The 17,988-nt window shown below is 62.7% G+C and carries 19 protein-coding genes; 15 read left to right on the top strand and 4 right to left on the bottom strand.

Features of this window, described 5'->3' with window-relative positions; genetic code table 11:
- Window positions 1-159 precede the first annotated feature (159 nt).
- The 11 genes from HU806_RS14545 to madM all read left to right on the top strand — a co-directional run bounded on the left by HU806_RS14545 (window position 160) and on the right by madM (window position 8,669).
- The gene (locus HU806_RS14545) at window positions 160-789 is read left to right on the top strand and encodes a nucleotidyltransferase domain-containing protein (RefSeq protein ID WP_186612051.1); all 630 of its coding nucleotides are present in this window, start codon (window positions 160-162) and stop codon (window positions 787-789) included.
- The gene (locus HU806_RS14540; RefSeq protein WP_186612050.1) at window positions 752-1,177 is read left to right on the top strand and encodes a hypothetical protein; all 426 of its coding nucleotides are present in this window, start codon (window positions 752-754) and stop codon (window positions 1,175-1,177) included. Before HU806_RS14545 ends, HU806_RS14540 begins: the two co-directional genes overlap by 38 nt.
- 239 nt (window positions 1,178-1,416) lie before the next feature.
- Window positions 1,417-3,087, top strand: a complete 1,671-nt coding sequence (gene mdcA / locus HU806_RS14535) for a malonate decarboxylase subunit alpha (protein ID WP_186612049.1) — start codon at window positions 1,417-1,419, stop codon at window positions 3,085-3,087.
- Window positions 3,088-3,963 (top strand): triphosphoribosyl-dephospho-CoA synthase, encoded by an 876-nt coding sequence (locus HU806_RS14530; RefSeq protein ID WP_186612048.1) that lies wholly within the window; start codon window positions 3,088-3,090, stop codon window positions 3,961-3,963.
- The gene (locus tag HU806_RS14525) at window positions 3,963-4,262 is read left to right on the top strand and encodes a malonate decarboxylase subunit delta (protein ID WP_186612047.1); all 300 of its coding nucleotides are present in this window, start codon (window positions 3,963-3,965) and stop codon (window positions 4,260-4,262) included. The genes HU806_RS14530 and HU806_RS14525 overlap by 1 nt, the downstream gene beginning before the upstream one ends.
- A complete protein-coding gene (locus HU806_RS14520) occupies window positions 4,255-5,106 on the top strand; it encodes a biotin-independent malonate decarboxylase subunit beta (protein WP_186612046.1) in 852 nt (283 codons plus the stop codon). The genes HU806_RS14525 and HU806_RS14520 overlap by 8 nt, the downstream gene beginning before the upstream one ends.
- Window positions 5,103-5,906 carry a biotin-independent malonate decarboxylase subunit gamma gene (gene mdcE, locus HU806_RS14515; protein WP_186612045.1) on the top strand — a complete coding sequence of 268 codons (804 nt, stop codon included), beginning with the start codon at window positions 5,103-5,105 and terminating at the stop codon, window positions 5,904-5,906. The genes HU806_RS14520 and mdcE overlap by 4 nt, the downstream gene beginning before the upstream one ends.
- Window positions 5,900-6,523 carry a malonate decarboxylase holo-ACP synthase gene (locus HU806_RS14510; RefSeq protein ID WP_186612044.1) on the top strand — a complete coding sequence of 208 codons (624 nt, stop codon included), beginning with the start codon at window positions 5,900-5,902 and terminating at the stop codon, window positions 6,521-6,523. Before mdcE ends, HU806_RS14510 begins: the two co-directional genes overlap by 7 nt.
- Window positions 6,520-7,440 carry a malonate decarboxylase subunit epsilon gene (mdcH, locus tag HU806_RS14505; protein WP_186612043.1) on the top strand — a complete coding sequence of 307 codons (921 nt, stop codon included), beginning with the start codon at window positions 6,520-6,522 and terminating at the stop codon, window positions 7,438-7,440. Before HU806_RS14510 ends, mdcH begins: the two co-directional genes overlap by 4 nt.
- A gap of 66 nt (window positions 7,441-7,506) precedes the next feature.
- Complete coding sequence (madL, locus tag HU806_RS14500) at window positions 7,507-7,899, top strand: malonate transporter subunit MadL (protein ID WP_186612042.1); 393 nt, start codon at window positions 7,507-7,509, stop codon at window positions 7,897-7,899.
- 5 nt (window positions 7,900-7,904) lie between these two features.
- Window positions 7,905-8,669, top strand: a complete 765-nt coding sequence (gene madM / locus HU806_RS14495; RefSeq protein ID WP_186612041.1) for a malonate transporter subunit MadM — start codon at window positions 7,905-7,907, stop codon at window positions 8,667-8,669.
- Window positions 8,670-8,724: 55 nt separating this feature from the next.
- Here the strand turns inward: madM and HU806_RS14490 are convergent, their stop codons facing one another.
- Window positions 8,725-9,639, bottom strand: coding sequence for a LysR family transcriptional regulator (locus tag HU806_RS14490; RefSeq protein WP_186612040.1), 915 nt, complete (start codon window positions 9,637-9,639; stop codon window positions 8,725-8,727).
- 125 nt (window positions 9,640-9,764) lie between these two features.
- Here HU806_RS14490 and trhA point away from each other — a divergent pair, with 125 nt between their 5' ends.
- Window positions 9,765-10,382: a PAQR family membrane homeostasis protein TrhA gene (gene trhA / locus HU806_RS14485; RefSeq protein WP_186612039.1), complete on the top strand. Its 618-nt coding sequence runs from the start codon at window positions 9,765-9,767 to the stop codon at window positions 10,380-10,382.
- Here trhA and HU806_RS14480 read toward each other — a convergent pair.
- The gene (locus HU806_RS14480; RefSeq protein WP_186612038.1) at window positions 10,370-11,293 is read right to left on the bottom strand and encodes a LysR family transcriptional regulator; all 924 of its coding nucleotides are present in this window, start codon (window positions 11,291-11,293) and stop codon (window positions 10,370-10,372) included. The genes trhA and HU806_RS14480 overlap by 13 nt on opposite strands.
- A gap of 105 nt (window positions 11,294-11,398) precedes the next feature.
- On the opposite strand from HU806_RS14480, the gene HU806_RS14475 reads away from it, so the two are divergent.
- On the top strand, window positions 11,399-12,640 hold the full coding sequence (locus HU806_RS14475; protein WP_186612037.1) for a D-amino acid dehydrogenase: 1,242 nt from the start codon (window positions 11,399-11,401) through the stop codon (window positions 12,638-12,640).
- 24 nt (window positions 12,641-12,664) lie between these two features.
- On the top strand, window positions 12,665-13,567 hold the full coding sequence (locus HU806_RS14470; RefSeq protein ID WP_186612036.1) for a transporter substrate-binding domain-containing protein: 903 nt from the start codon (window positions 12,665-12,667) through the stop codon (window positions 13,565-13,567).
- 28 nt (window positions 13,568-13,595) lie between these two features.
- On the opposite strand, the gene HU806_RS14465 is transcribed toward HU806_RS14470, so the two are convergent.
- Both HU806_RS14465 and bioA read right to left on the bottom strand, forming a co-directional pair.
- On the bottom strand, window positions 13,596-14,315 hold the full coding sequence (locus HU806_RS14465; RefSeq protein WP_186612035.1) for a 16S rRNA (uracil(1498)-N(3))-methyltransferase: 720 nt from the start codon (window positions 14,313-14,315) through the stop codon (window positions 13,596-13,598).
- Between the two features lie 170 nt (window positions 14,316-14,485).
- Window positions 14,486-15,892 carry an adenosylmethionine--8-amino-7-oxononanoate transaminase gene (bioA, locus tag HU806_RS14460; RefSeq protein WP_186612034.1) on the bottom strand — a complete coding sequence of 469 codons (1,407 nt, stop codon included), beginning with the start codon at window positions 15,890-15,892 and terminating at the stop codon, window positions 14,486-14,488.
- Window positions 15,893-16,114: 222 nt separating this feature from the next.
- On the opposite strand from bioA, the gene HU806_RS14455 reads away from it, so the two are divergent.
- Entirely contained in the window at window positions 16,115-17,875 is a 1,761-nt protein-coding gene (locus HU806_RS14455) for a flavin monoamine oxidase family protein (RefSeq protein WP_186612033.1), read from the top strand.
- The last annotated feature ends 113 nt before the right edge of the window (window positions 17,876-17,988 follow it).

Genomic DNA, 17,988 nt, shown 5'->3' with positions numbered 1-17,988 from the left:
CGTCGAGATTCCGTGGCCAGGGAGGTTTTTCCCGCTGGACTGTGAAACAGTCCCATAAAGGTCTGTTAAGTCCCTTTATGGGACCGAGTTAAGCGGCAAGACTTGATAAGTCCCAAAAAGGGACCTATCGTTCCCTTTTTGGGACTGTAGGTTGCTTCTATGAATCACCTTCCTCTCAGCGATGCGCTGTTCACGGCCACTCAGCGCCGGGTCTTAGGTTTGTTGTTTGGTAAGCCGGATCAAAGCTTCTACACCAACGAAATTGCCCGCTGGGCTCAAATAGGCAAAGGCAGCCTTATGCGCGAGCTGGAACGCCTGCAACGCTCAGGCGTGCTCACCATGACTCGTTTGGGCAATCAAACCCATTATCAAGCCAACCCACGCTGCCCGATTTACGCTGAGCTGCTAGGCATCGTGCGCAAAACTATCGGTATTGCCGAACCGTTGCGCCAGGCATTGGAGCCTTTTTCAGGACAACTGCGCTGGGCGTTCGTCTATGGCTCTGTCGCCAAGGGCCAAGCGAACACATCCAGCGACATAGACCTCATGCTGATTGGCGAGGGCCTGCACTACAGTGAAGTGATGGAGCGGCTCTTACCTCTGGAAGAACAACTGGGTCGCCCCCTCAACCCTACGCTCTACACGCCTCAGGACTGGGTAGCAAAATTTGCGGCCGGCAACAGCTTTGTGGTGCGGGTAGCGCAACAGGACAAGATCAATTTGCTGGGTGAAGTCCCTTTGGAAACCAAGGATGGACAAGCACCAAAACCTGGAGAATCTGTTACATAGCGGCGGCCTGAAAGCCGAACCACCGGATCGCCAGGAGTGTGAGGGCCTGATGCGTTCAGCCGCGGATCGCTTGAAGGATGCCCAAACAACAGCCCTTTCTTTCGCCAGCCGTTTCGACCTGGCATACAACGCGGCCCATGCCTTGGCGCTCACGGCGCTACGCTTGAGCGGTTATCGGTCGGACAAGCGCTATCTGGTCTTCCAGTGCCTAATTCACACGGCGGACATCGGCAAAGTACAGGTCCGGTTATTCGCGTTGTGTCATGAGCGGCGTAACCTTGCCGAGTACGAGGGTTATATGGACGAAGACCATGCACTCCTTACCCAACTGATTGAGAGCGCAGCAGAACTGCTCGAACGGGTCCGGCAATTGATGGCCAAGACTTGATATCCGTGGCGAGGGAGCTTGCTCCCGCTGGGCCGGGCTGGCGCTCCAGCGCAAAGCGGCCCCAAAAGCGACGACTGCTGCGCAGCCGAGCGGGAGCAAGCTCCCTCGCCACAGAAGCATTGTCCGCTGCGGCATTCAACCGTTACTCCCACCGTAACAATCCACCGCTGAGCTTGATTGATGCCCTCGCCACAACACTCCTAAGGTAGCTCCCACGACAGCGAAACCGTGGAGTGATCATGACAACAATAATATCCCCCGACTCGCGCTGGACGCGGCGGCGCAGCGAAAAGCAGCGGCGTCTCGGGCTGGTGAAGGGGTTGGCCGACGGTGTGGTGCTGCCCACCGATAAGATCATTGCCGCGCTGGAGGTATTGATCCTGCCCGGCGACCGTGTGGTGCTGGAGGGCAATAACCAGAAGCAGGCGGATTTCCTGTCGCGGTCGCTGGCGAAAGTCGACTCTTCAAAATTGCACGATCTGCACATGATCATGCCCAGCGTTGGCCGGTCCGAGCATCTGGACCTGTTCGAGCGCGGCATCGCCCGCAAGCTCGACTTCTCCTTCGCCGGCACCCAGAGCCTGCGTATCAGCCAACTGCTTGAAGACGGCTTGCTGGAAATCGGCGCGATCCACACCTACATTGAACTCTATGCCCGCCTGGTGGTGGACCTGATTCCCAACGTCGTGCTGTCAGCCGGTTTCATGGCCGACCGCGCCGGCAATATCTACACCGGCCCGAGCACGGAAGACACGCCGGCGCTAATCGAACCGGCGGCGTTCAGCGATGGCATCGTCATCGTCCAGGTCAATCAGCTGGTAGACGACGTCAGCGACCTGCCGCGGGTGGATATCCCGGCGTCCTGGGTCGATTTCGTGGTGGTGGCCGACAAGCCGTTCTACATCGAACCACTGTTCACCCGCGATCCGCGCCACATCAAGCCGGTGCATGTGCTGATGGCGATGATGGCGATCCGTGGGATCTACGAAAAACACAACGTCCAATCCCTCAATCACGGCATCGGCTTCAACACTGCCGCCATCGAATTGATCCTGCCGACCTACGGCGAATCCCTTGGTTTGAAGGGCAAGATCTGCCGCAACTGGACCCTCAATCCACATCCGACCCTGATCCCGGCCATCGAAAGCGGCTGGGTCGAAAGCGTGCATTGCTTCGGCACCGAGCTGGGTATGGAAAACTACATCGCCGCTCGTCCCGATGTGTTCTTCACCGGCCACGACGGCTCGCTGCGTTCCAATCGCATGGTCTGCCAACTGGCCGGACAGTACGCGGTGGACCTGTTCATCGGCGCTACCTTGCAAGTGGACGGAGACGGCCATTCCTCGACGGTGACCCGAGGCCGCTTGGCCGGTTTCGGCGGTGCGCCGAACATGGGCCATGATCCCCGCGGTCGCCGTCACGGTACGCCGGCGTGGCTCGATATGCGCCACGGCGATGGCGAGGCGCCGTTGCTCGAGCGCGGCAAGAAACTGGTGGTGCAGATGGTCGAGACGTTCCAGGAGGGCGGCAAAGCCACTTTCGTCGAGACCCTCGACGCGGTGGACGTGGCGAAGAAAGCCGGCATGCCCCTGGCGCCGATCATGATCTACGGCGACGACGTTACCCACCTGCTCACCGAAGAGGGCATCGCCTATCTGTATAAGGCCCGCTCTTTGGAAGAGCGTCAGGCGATGATCGCGGCGGTGGCTGGGGTCACCGCCATCGGCTTGCGCCATGACCCGAAAGACACCGCGCGCATGCGTCGCGAAGGGCTGATCGCCTTGCCCGAAGACCTCGGCATCCGTCGCACCGACGCCACCCGCGAGCTGCTCGCGGCCAAGAGCGTGGCTGACCTGGTGGAGTGGTCCGGTGGCCTCTACAACCCGCCCGCCAAGTTCAGGAGCTGGTAAATGCGCGCCCTAAACCTGCAACCCCAAACATTATCCCTGGCTGAACGTTTGGCCGACCTGGCGGTGGACGCGTTGATCGACGAAGCCGACCTGTCACCTAAACCGGCCTTGGTGGACCGTCGCGGCAGCGGCGCCCACACCGATTTGCACCTGGGCCTGATGCACGCTTCGGCGCTGTCGTTGTGGCCGGCCTTCAAAGAAATGGCCGAAGCCGCGTTGGTCTGCGGCGAGATCGGCCTGCCGCTGCGCGAAGCGCTCGGCCGGATCGGCCGTGAAGGCGAAGCCGCGATGCTGGCGACCACGGGCGGGGTGAATACCCACCGAGGTGCGATCTGGGCCTTGGGCTTGCTCGTGGCGGCGGCGGCGCTGGAGCCTGAATCCAACGTCGCTGGCGCCGTCACCCTACGTGCTGCCCGCCTGGCCTTGCTCAACGACCGTCATGCGCCCCAACCGTTGAGCCACGGCGCCCAGGTCGCCCAGCGCTATGGTGCGCGCGGTGCCCGGGAGGAAGCGCAACTGGCGTTCCCGGCCGTCACCGGCCTGGGCCTGCCGCAACTCAAGCACAGTCGCGCGGCGGGCGCGGACGAACAGAACGCCCGGCTCGATGCCTTGCTGGCGATCATGACCACACTGGCCGACACCTGTGTGCTCTACCGCGCCGGCGAAGCGGGTCTGTACGCCATGCAACAGGGCGCCCAAGCCGTGCTGGCTGCCGGTGGCAGCGCGACCTGGGCGGGTCGCCGCCAATTGCACGCGCTGGACCAACAACTGATTGCCTTGAACGCCTCGCCCGGCGGCGCTGCCGACCTGCTCGCCGCGTGCCTGTTCCTCGACCGTATCGAACGCGGCGATGGCTTCTTCCCTGGAGTGTGCTGATGGAAACCTTATCCTTTGAATTCCCCGCCGGGCAGCCGCCACGGGGCAGGGCGCTGGTGGGCTGCGTCGGCTCGGGCGACCTGGAAGTGCTGATCGAACCAGGCTTGGCGGGCACGCTTTCGATTCAAGTGCAGACCTCGGTCAATGGCAGCGAGCAACGCTGGCGGCATCTGTTCGCGCGCATGTTCGACGGCCAGACCCCGCCTGCGATGACCATCGATATCCACGATTTTGGCGCCACCCCCGGCGTGGTGCGCTTGCGCCTGGAACAAGGCTTCGAGGAGATCGGCCATGACTGACAGCGCCGCGTTGCTCAACAAGCACAGCTTCGTCGAACTCGGCGCCCGGCAACGAGCCAAGGCCCTGCTCGATGAGGGTACGTTCCGCGAATTGCTCGACCCGTTCCAGCGTGTCATGTCGCCCTGGCTGCTGCGCCAGGGTGTGGTGCCCCAAAGCGATGACGGCGTGGTGATCGCCAAGGGCACCCTCGATGGTTTGCCGGTCGTTGTGGCAGCTATCGAAGGCGCGTTCCAGGGCGGCAGCCTCGGCGAAGTCGGCGGGGCAAAGATTGCCGGTGCGCTGGAGTTGGCCGCCGAAGACAATCGCAACGGCACTCCCACCCGCGCCGTGCTGCTGCTGGAAACCGGTGGCGTGCGGTTGCAGGAGGCCAACCTCGGGCTCGCGGCGATTGCCGAGATTCATTCGGCGATTGTCGACCTGCGCCAGTACCAACCGGTAGTCGGCGTGGTGGCCGGCAGCGTTGGCTGCTTTGGCGGCATGTCAATCGCCGCCGGGCTGTGCAGCTATTTGCTGGTGACCCAGGAAGCGCGGCTGGGCTTGAACGGTCCTCAAGTGATCGAACAGGAAGCCGGCCTCGACGAATACGACTCTCGCGACCGGCCGTTCATCTGGAGCCTGACCGGCGGCGAGCAGCGTTTCGCCACCGGACTGGTGGACCGTTATGCCGCCGATGATGTGGCACGGATTCGCCAGCAGGTCGCCGAGCTGCTGCACCTGGGCGTGCCCACCGAGCACCGCAGCGCTCAGGCCGAGCTGTTCCTCCAGCGCCTGGCTCGCTTGGATACCGATGTGCAAATCGAACTGGCGACGGTTCGCCAGTTGTATCAGGGAGAACGTCCATGAGTGCGTATTCGTTGAGGGGCTTGCGTTGGTTCGAGGCCCTGAGCGGCGGTGCCGCGCCGTTGGACGGCTTGCCCGCTTCGCTGAAAGTCGCCGATGTCCAACTGGGCGGGCAGCCGGCGCGGCTGCTGGCCGTCGTGGCCGATTCGACCAACCGTTTTCCTCGGGCTCGCAACGGCGAAGTCGGGTTGCTCGAAGGGTGGGGCCTGGCCAAAGCCGTGGACGACGCCATCGAGGCCGACCGCCATGCCGCAGCCAAGCGAGCGTTGATCGCCATCGTCGATGTGCCTAGCCAGGCTTACGGCCGGCGCGAAGAAGCCTTGGGCATTCATCAGGCTTTGGCCGGTGCCGCCGACAGTTATGCCCGGGCCCGACTGGCCGGGCATCCGGTGATTGGCTTGCTGGTGGGCAAGGCGATGTCGGGCGCATTCCTTGCTCACGGTTACCAGGCCAACCGACTGATCGCCCTGCGCGACCCGGGCGTCATGGTCCATGCCATGGGCAAGGCCTCGGCGGCGCGGGTGACCTTGCGCAGTGTCGAAGAGCTTGAGGCCTTGGCCGCGAGTGTGCCGCCGATGGCGTATGACATCGACAGTTTTGCCAGCCTGGGGCTGCTGTGGGAGTCCTTGTCGGTGGAGCGGATCGAGCAACCCACGGCCACGGACCTGGCTCGGATTACTGATTGTCTGCAACAGGCGATCAACGACGTGGTCGGGGCGCCTCGTGACTTGAGCAGTCGCCTCGGTGCGACCCACCGGGCGGCCTCCAGTAGGGTTCGCCAATTGTTGAGAGCGCAGTGGTGAACGGGTTCCTCGCCCATGACCTGCTTTGGGGGATGACCCCGCAGCAGCTGCCCGCCGGTGCGCCGGCATGGGTGGTCGAATCGATTGCCGTCGGGCAACCCGTGGTGGTTCGGCGCTCGCTGACGGCACCGGATCAAATCGCGGTGGGAGTGCGTGGACGCTTGCGTGAGCAACGTTACGCAACGTCGATGGTGGTCGCGGCGATTTCCCGTCGCGTCAGGCCGGAAGCGCTTTGTCACGTCCCGTCGACGCGTGATTTGCCCGCCCTGCAAGCGCTCTCCCGCCTGCGCCCGATACTCGACGCCAGCGGCTGGACCTGGGGTGTGAGCGGTAGCGCCGGGTTTGAACTCGCCACGGGCGTCGAGGCGCTGCATGAGGGCAGCGATCTCGATTTGATTATGCGCACGCCGCGCTTTTTGGACCGTCTCCAGGCCAGGGAGCTGTTGGCGCAATTGGATGCCTCGATGTGCGTCGTCGACATGCAGTTGCAGACGCCTTTGGGCGCCGTCGCGCTGCGCGAATGGGCGGGCTCGTCGCCTCGGGTGTTGCTCAAGGACAACGTTCAGGCCCGGCTGGTGAGCGACCCTTGGCAGCCTTCACTGGAGCAGGTCGCGTGAGCAGCCTCTTCGTCTTTCCCGGCCAGGGTGCGCAGCGCGTGGACATGCTCCATGGCTTGGCGCAGCAGACCCTGGACGAAGCGGGCGACGTACTCGGTGAAGATGTCTTGCAACTGGACACTGCCAAGGCGCTGCAATCGACCCGTGCGGTGCAACTGTGTTTGCTGATCGCTGGCGTGGCGGCTTCTCGTCGGCTGCTGGAACAAACCCCCGCGCCGGACTACGTGGCGGGGCTGTCCATCGGCGCGTATCCGGCGGCGGTGGTGGCCGGGGCGCTGGCGTTCGAGGATGCGTTGCGATTGGTCAGCCTGCGCGGCGAGTTGATGCAACAGGCGTATCCGCAAGGCTACGGCATGACGGCGATCATCGGCCTGGATCTCGCGGCGGTGGAAGCTTTGCTGGCACAGGTCCACAGCGAAACCACACCGGTCTACCTGGCCAATATCAACGCCGACAACCAAGTGGTCATCGCCGGCAGCGACGAAGCCATGGGGCTTGTCGCCGAAAAAGCTCGCAGCCAGGGCGCTGGCAAGGCCTGCCGATTGTCGGTCAGCGTGCCGTCCCATTGCCCGTTGCTGGAGGCACCGGCCTGGACGTTGGCCGAGGCGTTTACCGCTGTACCGTTGAAAGCGCCAACCTTGGGCTATCTCAGCGGCAGCCGCGCTCGGCCGGTGATCAACACCGAGGCCTTGCGCGACGACCTCGCCTTCAACATGTGCCGCGTCGTCGATTGGCGCGGCACAGTGCAAAGCGCCTACGAGCGAGGCGTGCGGCTGCAAATCGAACTGCCACCCGGCGCGGTGCTCACCGCCCTGGCGCGCCGGGTGTTCGAGCAAGGCACGGTCATGGCTTTCGACGGTGCCCGGCTCGATACCTTGCAGACGCTATTGCGTGAGGAGGGACGCCGCCAACCCTAGACACCGACTCAAGCTGGCGAAGCACAAAAACAACAACTTCGACGATGCACTTTGAGGACTATGACAATGATTATCTATGGTGTGGCGTTTCTGGCCTTTTGTACCCTGGCGGGTATTTTCATCGGTGAGCTGCTGGGCAAACTGATTGGCGTGCCGGCCAACGTCGGCGGCGTCGGTATTGCGATGCTGCTGTTGATTGGCTTGGGCAGTTACCTGAACAAGCGCGGCCTGTTCAAGGGCAAGTCCGAGGCCGGAGTGGAGTTTTGGAGCGCGATCTACATCCCCATCGTGGTCGCGATGGCCGCCCAACAAAACGTCTACGGTGCACTCAAGGGCGGGCCGATGGCGATCCTGGCCGGGACCTTGGCGGTGGTCATCGCTTTTGCGCTCGTTCCGGTGCTGGTGCGCATCGGCAACAAGACGCCTGAAGCCGATGTTTCCGCCAAGACCGTAGGGTGATCGCCATGTACGAATCAATGATGAAGGTGATTACCGGCTACGGCCTGATCAGTGGTTTTGCCATCGTCGGCATCACCATGTGGGTGTCGTACTGGATCAGCGACACGTTCACCAAGGGGCGGTTGCACGGCTCGGCCATTGCGATTTTGCTGGGGCTGGTGCTCTCGTACATTGGCGGTGCGATGACCGGTGGGCAGAAAGGCGTCGTGGACATCCCGCTGCTCTCCGGCATCGGTTTGCTCGGCGGTGCCATGCTGCGGGATTTTGCCATTGTCGCCACGGCATTTGGCGTCAGTATCGAAGAACTCAAGCGTGCTGGTTTCGTTGGGGTGCTGGCCTTGTTCGTTGGGGTCGGAACGTCGTTCATCGCCGGGGTCGGGGTCGCGATGGCCTTCGGATATACCGACGTGGTGAGCCTGACGACGATTGGTGCCGGTGCAGTGACTTATATCGTCGGTCCGGTGACTGGCGCGGCGATTGGCGCCAGTTCGCAAGTCATGGCGTTGTCGATTGCCGCGGGGTTGATCAAGGCGATTCTGGTGATGGTGGCGACGCCTTTCGTGGCGCCCTATATCGGGCTTAACAATCCGCGCAGCGCAGTGATTTTCGGCGGATTGATGGGCACATCCAGCGGTGTGGCTGGCGGCCTTGCGGCGACCGATCCGAAGTTGGTGCCCTATGGCTGCCTGACGGCGGCGTTTTATACCGCGCTGGGCTGTTTGCTCGGGCCTTCGCTGCTATATCTGATCATGCGGGGATTGATGGGCTAAGGCTTGAGTGATCGTTCCCACGCAGAACGTGGGAACGATCATGACTGGCTCGGTTTCAGGCCTGGCGGTTGGCGTACATCCGGCATTCAGCCAATAGCGCCAGCAAGTTTGGGTCACGCTCCTTGGCCTTCAGGAAGACCACGCCGATGTGCTGCTGCAACCGGTACTTTTCCTGCAACGGGATCAGCTTCACCCGGTTCTCATACACCGCCGCAATCCTGCCTGGCAGGAGGGCGTAGCCCACCCCTGAGCTGACCATGCTCAGCAGGGTGAAAATGTCGTTGACCTGCATCGCCACCTTCGGCTCGAACCCCGCCTGCTTGAATACCCGGTTACCGTCCTGATGCGTGGCGAAGCCCTGGGTCAAGGTGATGAAGGTTTCGTTGCGCACTTCGGCGAGATCCACTTCGCTGCGTTGGGCAAACGGCGAGTCGGCTGGGGTGGCCAGGAAAATATCATCGGAAAACAGCGCGATCTGCTCGCAATCCGGATCGTTGACGCTGTCGTCCAGGGACACCAGGATCGCGTCCACTTCCATGTTCTTGAGCTTGTACAACAGGTCGATGTTGGAGCCCATGATCAGGTCGATATTGAGTTCGCTGCGGCGGATCTTCAGGCCCATGATCAGTTGTGGCACGGTCTTGACCGTCAACGAATACAGCGAGCCCAGTTTGAAACGCTCGGCGGAAAAACCTGCCGCCTCGCGGGTCAGGCGCACGCTTTCGACCACGTCCTGGATCAGCTTCTGCGCGCGCTCTTCCAACACATAAGCGCTCTCCAGCGGAGTGAGGTTGCGGCCTTCGTGCTTGAACAGCGGGCAACGCAGCGCGCTCTCCAGCGAATGAATGGCCCGGTGCACGCTGACGTTGCTGGTCTGCAAATCCGCCGCGGCCCGCGCCAGGTTGCCGGTGCGCATGAAGGCGAGGAACACCTCGAGCTTTTTAAGGGTCAATTCTTCGTCGATCAGCATGGGGTGGACTCTTATTCGTATGGCCTGATTGTGCCCCAATCGGTCTTGGGGTGTGATCAACCATTGCACTTTGAAGCGCCAGGCCTGAGCCTTGGCGCCTGTTTCGAAATGTGGGGTGGGATTGGATGTATCACGGGGAACGACTCAACGCCTGGACGCATTTGGTGGGGGCGGTCGCGGCGTTTATCGGCGCGGTGTGGTTGCTGGTGATTGCCGGGATGGCCGGCGATCCTTGGAAGATCGTCAGCGTGGCGATCTACGGACTCACCTTACTGGTGCTCTACAGCGCCTCGACGGTTTATCACAGTGTGCGTGGGCGCAAAAAAGAGATCATGCAAAAGGTCGATCATTTTTCGATCTATCTGTTGATTGCCGGCAGCTATACACCGTTCTGCCTGGTGACCTTGCGGGGGCCGTGGGGCTGGACTTTGTTCGGGATCGTCTGGGGCCTGGCGGTGATTGGCATCTTGCAGGAGATCAAGCCGCGTTCCGACGCGCGGGTCCTGTCGATTGTCATCTATGCGGTGATGGGCTGGATTGTATTGATCGCGGTCAAGCCGTTGCTGGCGGCCCTGGGCAGCACCGGTTTCGCCTGGCTGGCCTCGGGCGGCGTGCTCTACACCGTCGGCATCATTTTTTTCGCCCTCGATCATCGCCTGCGCCATGCCCATGGTATCTGGCATCTATTCGTCATCGCCGGCAGCCTGCTGCATTTCGTGGCGATCATGTTCTACGTGCTTTGAGCGCTCACAAACAGGCGATCGAGTTGCGCCTGGGCCTGGCGGGCGACAATCTCCAGCAAGGCGCCCAAGGTGTGTGCCGGCGCCTCATTGGCTCGCGTCACGGCATACAGGGAAATGGGCAGCGGCGGTGACAATGGCCGTATGACCGTGCGGGTGCTCGACGCACCCAGGGCGGTGAACGGGTCGATAACGGCCAGCCCGGCCCCGGATTCCGCCATTGCCCGCGCCAGTGAGTAAGTCTGTACGGCGATGCTCACGCGCGGCGGCGGTTCCACTGACTTTAGGTAGCCGTCCAACCGGGCTGACAGCGGGTCGGTGCTGGACAGGCCGATCAACGGCGCGTCGGACAGCGCCTGCAACGGCATCGGCGTGCCGACCGCCACGTCAGGCCATTGGCCGCTCGGTGCCAGGGCCACCAGCACGCCGCTGGCGAGGGGCTGGGCCTTGAGGCCCGGATGATCAGGCGCTTGCAGGGTCAGGGCGAGATCGATCTCGCGCATCAGCAGGTTTTGTGTCAGCTCACGGCTGTGAGCGCTCGATAACTCACAAAGAATGTCTGGGTAACGTTGGGTCCACTGATGGATCGCCGTCGGCAGCAGCGACAAGGCCAGGGCCGGCGTGGCGCCGATTCGCAGGCTGTGGCCCGGCTCGCGGCGCAGGCTTTGGGCCAACCGCCGCACGCCTTGCAGGCTTTCGCTGACCTTGTCGACTTCGCGCTCCAGCTCCAGCGCTTCAGGCGTGGCCTGCAACTTGCCGCGCACGCGCAGGAACAGCGCAAACCCCAACTGCTGCTCGGCATGCTGCAACACCTTGGTCACCGCCGGCTGGGAAACGTGCAGCAACTGAGCGGCGCCGCTGATGGAGCCGGTCTGGCGAATCGCCTGGAAAATCTCGATATGACGAAGACGCATGGCGAGCCCATAACCTTTGCTTATAGGAGGCTCATCTTTATTCATTGTTCGAGGGCTGTCACCTGGTCCTAATCTCGGTCCATTCGAAACGGGTGTGAGATGGACATGGCTCAGCGGGTTTGCATCATCGGTGGCGGTGTGGTCGGGTTGGCGAGTGCTTATGCGCTGGTTCGCGATGGCGTCGATGTCACCCTGGTAGAGGCGCGGGATGCGTTGGGCAGCGAAACCAGCTTCGCCAACGGCGGCCAGTTATCCTACCGCTACGTCACGCCACTGGCGGACGCCGGTGTGCCGTGGCAGGCGTTGGGCTGGATGCTGCGCGGCGATTCACCCCTCAAGCTGCGCCCGCGCCTGGACCCGGCCCAGTGGCGCTGGATGGCGGCGTTCATCGGTGCGTGCCGGACCTCGGTCAACCGGCGCAACGGCGCGCACCTGTTGCGCCTGGCATTGTTGAGCCAGGCGACCTTGCAGGCTTGGCGCGAAGACGACCACCTTGACGGCTTCGAGTGGCGGCGCAACGGCAAACTGGTGACGTTTCGCAATGCCGGCCATTTCGAACGCGCTCGGCAGCGACTGACCGACCACGCTCATCAGCAAGTGCTGGGCGCGGCCGAATGCGCCAGCCTGGAGCCGGCGCTGGGCGACGTTCCGTTCGTGGGCGGGATCTACACGCCGGACGAGGAGGTCGCCGATTGCCATGGCTTCTGCCAACAACTGGCGGCGCGGCTACGGGCTTCGGGGCGCTGCGAGTTCCTGTTAGGGCGTCCGGTGACCGGCATCCAGCATGCCAACGGCGCGGTGTACGCCATCGACCTGGGCGAGCAACGCCTGGACGTGGAACACCTGGTGATTGCCGCTGGCCACCGCAGCGCCGCGCTGGCTTTGCCCGGAGTGCGGCTGCCGCTGTACCCGCTCAAGGGCTACAGCCTGACGGTGCCGATTGAGGCGCGGCACCGGGCGCCGGAGTTGAGCATCACCGACTATGACCGCAAGGTCGTCTACGCTCGCATCGGTGAACAACTGCGAGTGGCAGCGATGGTGGACATTGTCGGTTTCGACCCAGCGCCAGATCCCAAACGCCTGGCCCTGATCCGGCGCCAGGCCATTGAAACTTTTCCCCTGGCTGGCGATTACCAGCGCGCCGTGGAATGGACGGGCATGCGTCCGGCCACGCCCAGCGGCGTACCGCTGATCGGAGCCACCGGTTACCGCAACCTGTGGCTCAACCTCGGCCATGGTGCCTTGGGATTTACCCTGGCCTGCGGCAGCGGTCGTTTGCTCAGTGAGCTGATTTGCCGGCAAAAACCTTCCATCGACTTGCAGGGCCTCACGCCCCGCGCCGCCTGACCCACCCACAACGGAGAACAACAAATGAAAAAAATCACGTTGATCGGCTGCACCCTGAGCCTGCTGCTCGGCGCCCAGGCTTTTGCCAATGAAGCGCCCCCGGCCGGCACGCTGGACAAAATCGCCAACAGCAAAAGCATTACCCTGGGTTATCGCGATGCCTCGGTGCCGTTTTCCTATGTCGCGGACAATAGCGGCAAACCGATGGGGTATTCGGTGGAACTGGCAAGCAAGATCGTCGAGCGCATCAAGCAGCAACTGGCGTTGCCGCAACTGAATGTGAAGTACAACCTGGTCACTTCACAGACACGCATCCCGCTGGTGCAGAACGGCACCGTGGACCTGGAGTGCGGTTCCACCGGGGTGACCGCCGAGCGGCAAAAGCAGGTGGCCTTTTCCTACGGCTTCATTTACGTGAAGGGCCAGTTGCTGACGGCCAAGGACAGCGGCATCCGCAGCTTTGCCGATCTGCGCGGCAAAAACGTCGTGACGACGGCAGGCACGACCAACGAACGCTTCCTCAAAAGCTACAACCAGGACAACAAGGTCGATATGTTCGTCATCAGCGCCAAGGACCACGGCGAAGCGTTCCAGATGCTGGAAACTGGCCGGGCGGCGGCATTCTACATGGACGATGCACTGCTCTACGGCGAGCGGGCCAAGGCGCGCGATCCGCACAAATGGGTGGTGGTCGGGGAAGAGCAGTCGCGGGAGATCTACAGCTGCATGGTGCGCAAGGACGATCCGAAATTCCTCGCGCTGGTCAATGCGACCCTGGCTGACTTGTACAAGTCAGGGGAAATCAACGCTATCTACGATCGCTGGTTCCAGCAGCCAATTCCGCCCAAGGGCCTGAATCTTGAGTTCCCGATGACCAGCGAGTTGAAGGCGATCATCGCCAAGCCGACCAGTGATCCGGTGAAATAAACCGGTCATGCCGGGACAGTGTTTGGTTTCAGAAATCTCCCCACAACTGCTGTGCCACCGTCAACGCCACCACCGGCGCGGTTTCGGTGCGCAGCACACGGGGGCCGAGGCGGGCGGCGTGGAAGTCGGCGGCCTTGGCCTGCTCGACTTCGCCATCCGACAAGCCGCCCTCGGGGCCGATCAGAAACGCCAGCGTTGACGGTTTGGCGTGGCTGACCAGCGGTTCGGCCACCGGGTGCAGCACCAGTTTCAGCTCGGCGTCGTTCTGCTTCAGCCAGTCGGCCAGCAGCAACGGCGGGTGGATGACCGGCACGGTGGAGCGCCCGCATTGCTCGCAGGCGCTGATAGCCACCTGACGCCAGTGCAGCAGGCGTTTGTCGGCGCGTTCGTCCTTGAGACGCACTTCACAGCGTTCGGTGAAAATCGGCGTGATCTCGCTGACACCCAGTTCCGTGGCTTTCTGAACAGCCCAGTCCATGCGCTCGCCGCGGGACAGGCCCTGGCCTAAGTGAATACGCAAGGGCGATTCAGCCTGACCGGCAAATTGCTCGTCGAGCTGCACGCGCACACGCTTCTTGCCGACTTCGGCCAAGGTGCCGCGAAACTCCTGGCCGGAGCCGTCGAACACTTGAACCGCATCACCCTCGGCCATGCGCAGCACCCGGCCGATGTAATGGGCCTGGGCTTCGGGCAACTCATGGTCGCCGAGGCTCAGGGGCGTGTCGATGAAGAAGCGGGACAGTCTCATGTTTTGTTCTCTAAGTACGGGTGCGCATTGCTGCATGGTCAAGTGCTGTTGTGGCGAGGGAGCTTGCTCCCGCTCGATTGCGCAGCAATCGCAAGAATGGGGGCCGCTACGCCCGAAGCGTCGGACCGGCCCAGCGGGAGCAAGCTCCCTCGCCACGGGAAAGCGTGCAATCAGCCTGGATCGCGATAACCCGGATGGAAGTCCTTCGGCACCGCGACGCTGACCTTGTCCCGGGTGGCGATGTCGATGCCTTCGCTGGCGACCTCGGCCAGGAAGTCGATCTGTTCCGGCGTGATCACATAAGGCGGCAGGAAATACACCACGCTGCCCAGCGGCCGCAGCAATGCACCGCGTTCCAAGGCATGCTGGAACACCGTCAGGCCGCGGCGCTCCTGCCACGGATAGGCGGTTTTGCTGGCCTTGTCCTTGACCATTTCGATCGCCAGCACCATCCCGGTCTGGCGCACTTCCGCCACGTTCGGGTGGTCGGCCAGGTGCGCGGTGGCGCTCGCCATGCGTTGGGCCAGCGCCTTATTGTTTTCGATAACGTTGTCATCCTCGAAAATATCCAGCGTCGCCAGGGCTGCCGCGCAGGCCAGCGGATTGCCGGTGTAGCTGTGGGAATGCAGGAAGGCGCGCAGGGTCGGATAGTCGTCGTAGAACGCGCTGTAGACCTCATCGGTGGTCACGCATGCCGCCAGTGGCAGGTAACCGCCCGTCAGGGCCTTCGACAGACAGAGGAAATCCGGCGTGATGCCGGCCTGTTCACAGGCAAACATCGTCCCGGTGCGGCCGAAGCCGACCGCGATTTCATCGTGGATCAGGTGCACGCCGTAGCGGTCGCAAGCTTCGCGCAATAGCTTCAAATACACCGGGTGGTACATACGCATGCCGCCGGCGCCCTGGATCAGCGGTTCGACGATCACTGCCGCCACCGTGTCGTGGTGCTCGGCCAGGGTCTGTTCCATGGCGGCGAACATGTTGCGCGAATGCTCTTCCCAGCCCATGCCGTCCGGACGGTGGTAGCAGTCGGGGCTCGGCACTTTGATGGTGTCCAGCAGCAACGCCTTGTAGGTTTCGGTGAACAGCGGTACATCGCCCACCGACATCGCCGCGATGGTTTCGCCGTGGTAACTGTTGCTCAGGGTGACGAAGCGCTTTTTGTCCGGTCGGCCGCGATTGATCCAGTAGTGAAAGCTCATCTTCATCGCCACTTCGATGCAGGACGAGCCGTTATCGGCGTAGAAGCACCGGGTCAAGCCCTCGGGCGTCATCTTTACCAGGCGTTCGGACAGCTCGATCACCGGTTGGTGGCTGAAGCCGGCGAGGATCACGTGCTCCAGCTGGTCGACCTGGTCCTTGATGCGTTGGTTGATGCGCGGGTTGGCGTGACCGAACACGTTGACCCACCAAGAGCTCACCGCGTCGAGGTAACGCTTGCCTTCGAAGTCCTCCAGCCACACGCCTTCGCCGCGCTTGATAGGGATCAGCGGCAGCTGTTCGTGATCTTTCATCTGGGTGCAGGGGTGCCACAGCACCGCGAGATCGCGTTGCATCCACTGGTTATTCAGGCCCATGTACAGTCTCCTCGAGGCGGCTCGCGGCGGGCGCGGGCAAAACAATCGCGCAAGCCTATGCAATGGCGGCCTTGCGAACAACCCATTGTGTCGTTGTCGCTACTTTGGGCTAGGCGATAGACGCCGCTAGCGGCGCTTTGATGGCTGACGTATTCTTCGCCGTTCCCGGAGCCGACTGGCTCAAAAAATCGAAAATTCTTACGTCATTCCGGAGTTCGTTGAATGTCTGCTGGTTGGCTGCGCGCCTGTGCGCTGGTGATGATAGGGCTGTTCAGCGTTTCGGCGCTGGCCAAGGACAAGCAACCGACAGCAATTGTCATCGGCGGAGGGTTGGCCGGGCTGACGGCGGCCTATGAGCTGCAGAACAAAGGCTGGGCCGTGACGTTGCTGGAAGCCAAGCCGAGCCTGGGCGGTCGTTCTGGCATGGCCACCAGCGAGTGGATCGGCAACGAAAAAACCCAGCCGGTGCTGAACAAGTACGTCTCCACCTTCAAGCTGAGCACCACGCCGGCGCCGGAATTCGTGCGCACCCCCAGTTATCTGATCGACGGTACCTACTTCTCCGCCGCAGACCTGGCAACCAAGCAACCCGCCACCGCCGAAGCGCTCAAGCGCTACGAAACCACGGTGGACGAGTTGGCCCGCTCCATCGACGATCCGCTGAACCCGGCGGCGACCAATACATTGCACGCGCTCGACCAGATCACGGTGTCCGGTTGGCTCGACCGCCTGCAATTGCCCGCCACCGCGCGGCAACTGGTCAATCAGGAAATTCGTACGCGCTACGACGAACCGTCGCGGCTGTCGCTGTTGTATTTCGCACAGCAGAACCGCGTCTATCGCGGCGTGTCCGACCGTGACCTGCGCGCTTCGCGCCTGCTCGGCGGCAGCCCGGTGTTGGCCCAGGCGTTCGTCAAACAACTGAAAGTCATCAAGACCAGCTCTCCCGTCTCGGCGATTTCCCAGGACAAGGACGGCGTCACCGTCAAGGTTGGCGCCGTTGGCTACCAGGCTGATTACGTGGTACTGGCCGTGCCATTACGGGCGTTGAACAAAATCCAGCTGACCCCGGCCCTGGATGCCCAGCACCTGGGCGCGATCAAAGGCACCAACTACGGTTGGCGCGACCAGATCATGCTCAAGTTCAAGACCCCGGTCTGGGACAGCAAGGCACGCATGTCGGGCGAGATCTACAGCAATGCCGGCCTGGGCATGATGTGGATCGAACCGGCCATGAAGGGCGGCGCCAACGTGGTCATCAACCTGTCCGGCGACAACGCTCGGGTGATGCAGGCTTTCGGCGACAAGCAGATGGTCGATCAGGTGCTGATCCGCCTGCACGCGTTTTATCCACAGGCCCGTGGCGCGTTTACCGGCTATGAAATCCGCCGCTACAGCACCGACCCATCCATGGGCGGCGCGTACCTGGCGTTTGGTCCGGGCCAGATCAGTAAGTACTGGCGTCTGTGGGAAAAACCTTTGCAACGTGTAGCCTTTGCTGGCGAACACACCGACGCGTTGTACCCAGGCACCCTGGAAGGCGCATTGCGCAGCGGCCAGCGCGCAGCCAGCCAGGTGGAAGACCTGGCGGCTGGCAAGTCGTTCGAACCACCGAAAGTCGCCCCGGCCGCAGCGGCTGCCGCCGGCGCGGTGGCGGCGAAGAAAGGCAACTTCTTCAGCAACCTGTTCGGTGGCTCGGATGACGACAAGAAGCCGGAACCGGCCAAGGCCCCCGAGCCGGTAGCCCCGCCTCCAGCGCCTGCACCGACACCCGCGCCAGCGCCTGCCCCGGTCGCGCCACTCGCGCCTGCCCCGGTGAAAGTCGAGCCCGCCAAGAAAGCCGCGGCCAAGCCGGCGGCGAAGAAGCCTGCGGCCAAGACCCCGGCTAAAAAAGCCCCGGCCAAGGCTCCGGTGAAAAAGGCTGAACCGGCGAAGAAACCGGTAGCCAAACCGGCGACAACTACTGAGACCCAGGCTCAGTAACCTTCAGGCGTAAAAAACGCGGCCTAAGGGCCTAATGCGGTTCACTTAAGGCAATCGACAAACCCGTGGCGAGGGAGCTTGCTCCCGCTGGGCCGCGAAGCGGCCCCAAAACC

Source organism: Pseudomonas sp. SWRI154 (assembly GCF_014268645.1).
GTDB lineage: Bacteria > Pseudomonadota > Gammaproteobacteria > Pseudomonadales > Pseudomonadaceae > Aquipseudomonas > Aquipseudomonas marvdashtae.
The sequence above is the reverse complement of the archived record's forward strand: the minus strand, read 5'-3'. Positions and strand labels throughout refer to the sequence as shown.

Excerpts from the sequence above, each read along its gene's own strand:
- HU806_RS14545 (WP_186612051.1), top strand. The coding sequence starts at position 160 with ATGAATCACCTTCCTCTCAGCGATGCGCTGTTCACGGCCACTCAGCGC.
- HU806_RS14540 (WP_186612050.1), top strand. The coding sequence starts at position 752 with ATGGACAAGCACCAAAACCTGGAGAATCTGTTACATAGCGGCGGCCTG.
- mdcA (WP_186612049.1), top strand. The coding sequence starts at position 1,417 with ATGACAACAATAATATCCCCCGACTCGCGCTGGACGCGGCGGCGCAGC.
- HU806_RS14530 (WP_186612048.1), top strand. The coding sequence starts at position 3,088 with ATGCGCGCCCTAAACCTGCAACCCCAAACATTATCCCTGGCTGAACGT.
- HU806_RS14525 (WP_186612047.1), top strand. The coding sequence starts at position 3,963 with ATGGAAACCTTATCCTTTGAATTCCCCGCCGGGCAGCCGCCACGGGGC.
- HU806_RS14520 (WP_186612046.1), top strand. The coding sequence starts at position 4,255 with ATGACTGACAGCGCCGCGTTGCTCAACAAGCACAGCTTCGTCGAACTC.
- mdcE (WP_186612045.1), top strand. The coding sequence starts at position 5,103 with ATGAGTGCGTATTCGTTGAGGGGCTTGCGTTGGTTCGAGGCCCTGAGC.
- madL (WP_186612042.1), top strand. The coding sequence starts at position 7,507 with ATGATTATCTATGGTGTGGCGTTTCTGGCCTTTTGTACCCTGGCGGGT.
- madM (WP_186612041.1), top strand. The coding sequence starts at position 7,905 with ATGTACGAATCAATGATGAAGGTGATTACCGGCTACGGCCTGATCAGT.
- HU806_RS14490 (WP_186612040.1), bottom strand. The coding sequence starts at position 9,639 with ATGCTGATCGACGAAGAATTGACCCTTAAAAAGCTCGAGGTGTTCCTC.
- trhA (WP_186612039.1), top strand. The coding sequence starts at position 9,765 with ATGTATCACGGGGAACGACTCAACGCCTGGACGCATTTGGTGGGGGCG.
- HU806_RS14480 (WP_186612038.1), bottom strand. The coding sequence starts at position 11,293 with ATGCGTCTTCGTCATATCGAGATTTTCCAGGCGATTCGCCAGACCGGC.
- HU806_RS14475 (WP_186612037.1), top strand. The coding sequence starts at position 11,399 with ATGGCTCAGCGGGTTTGCATCATCGGTGGCGGTGTGGTCGGGTTGGCG.
- HU806_RS14470 (WP_186612036.1), top strand. The coding sequence starts at position 12,665 with ATGAAAAAAATCACGTTGATCGGCTGCACCCTGAGCCTGCTGCTCGGC.
- HU806_RS14465 (WP_186612035.1), bottom strand. The coding sequence starts at position 14,315 with ATGAGACTGTCCCGCTTCTTCATCGACACGCCCCTGAGCCTCGGCGAC.
- bioA (WP_186612034.1), bottom strand. The coding sequence starts at position 15,892 with ATGGGCCTGAATAACCAGTGGATGCAACGCGATCTCGCGGTGCTGTGG.
- HU806_RS14455 (WP_186612033.1), top strand. The coding sequence starts at position 16,115 with ATGTCTGCTGGTTGGCTGCGCGCCTGTGCGCTGGTGATGATAGGGCTG.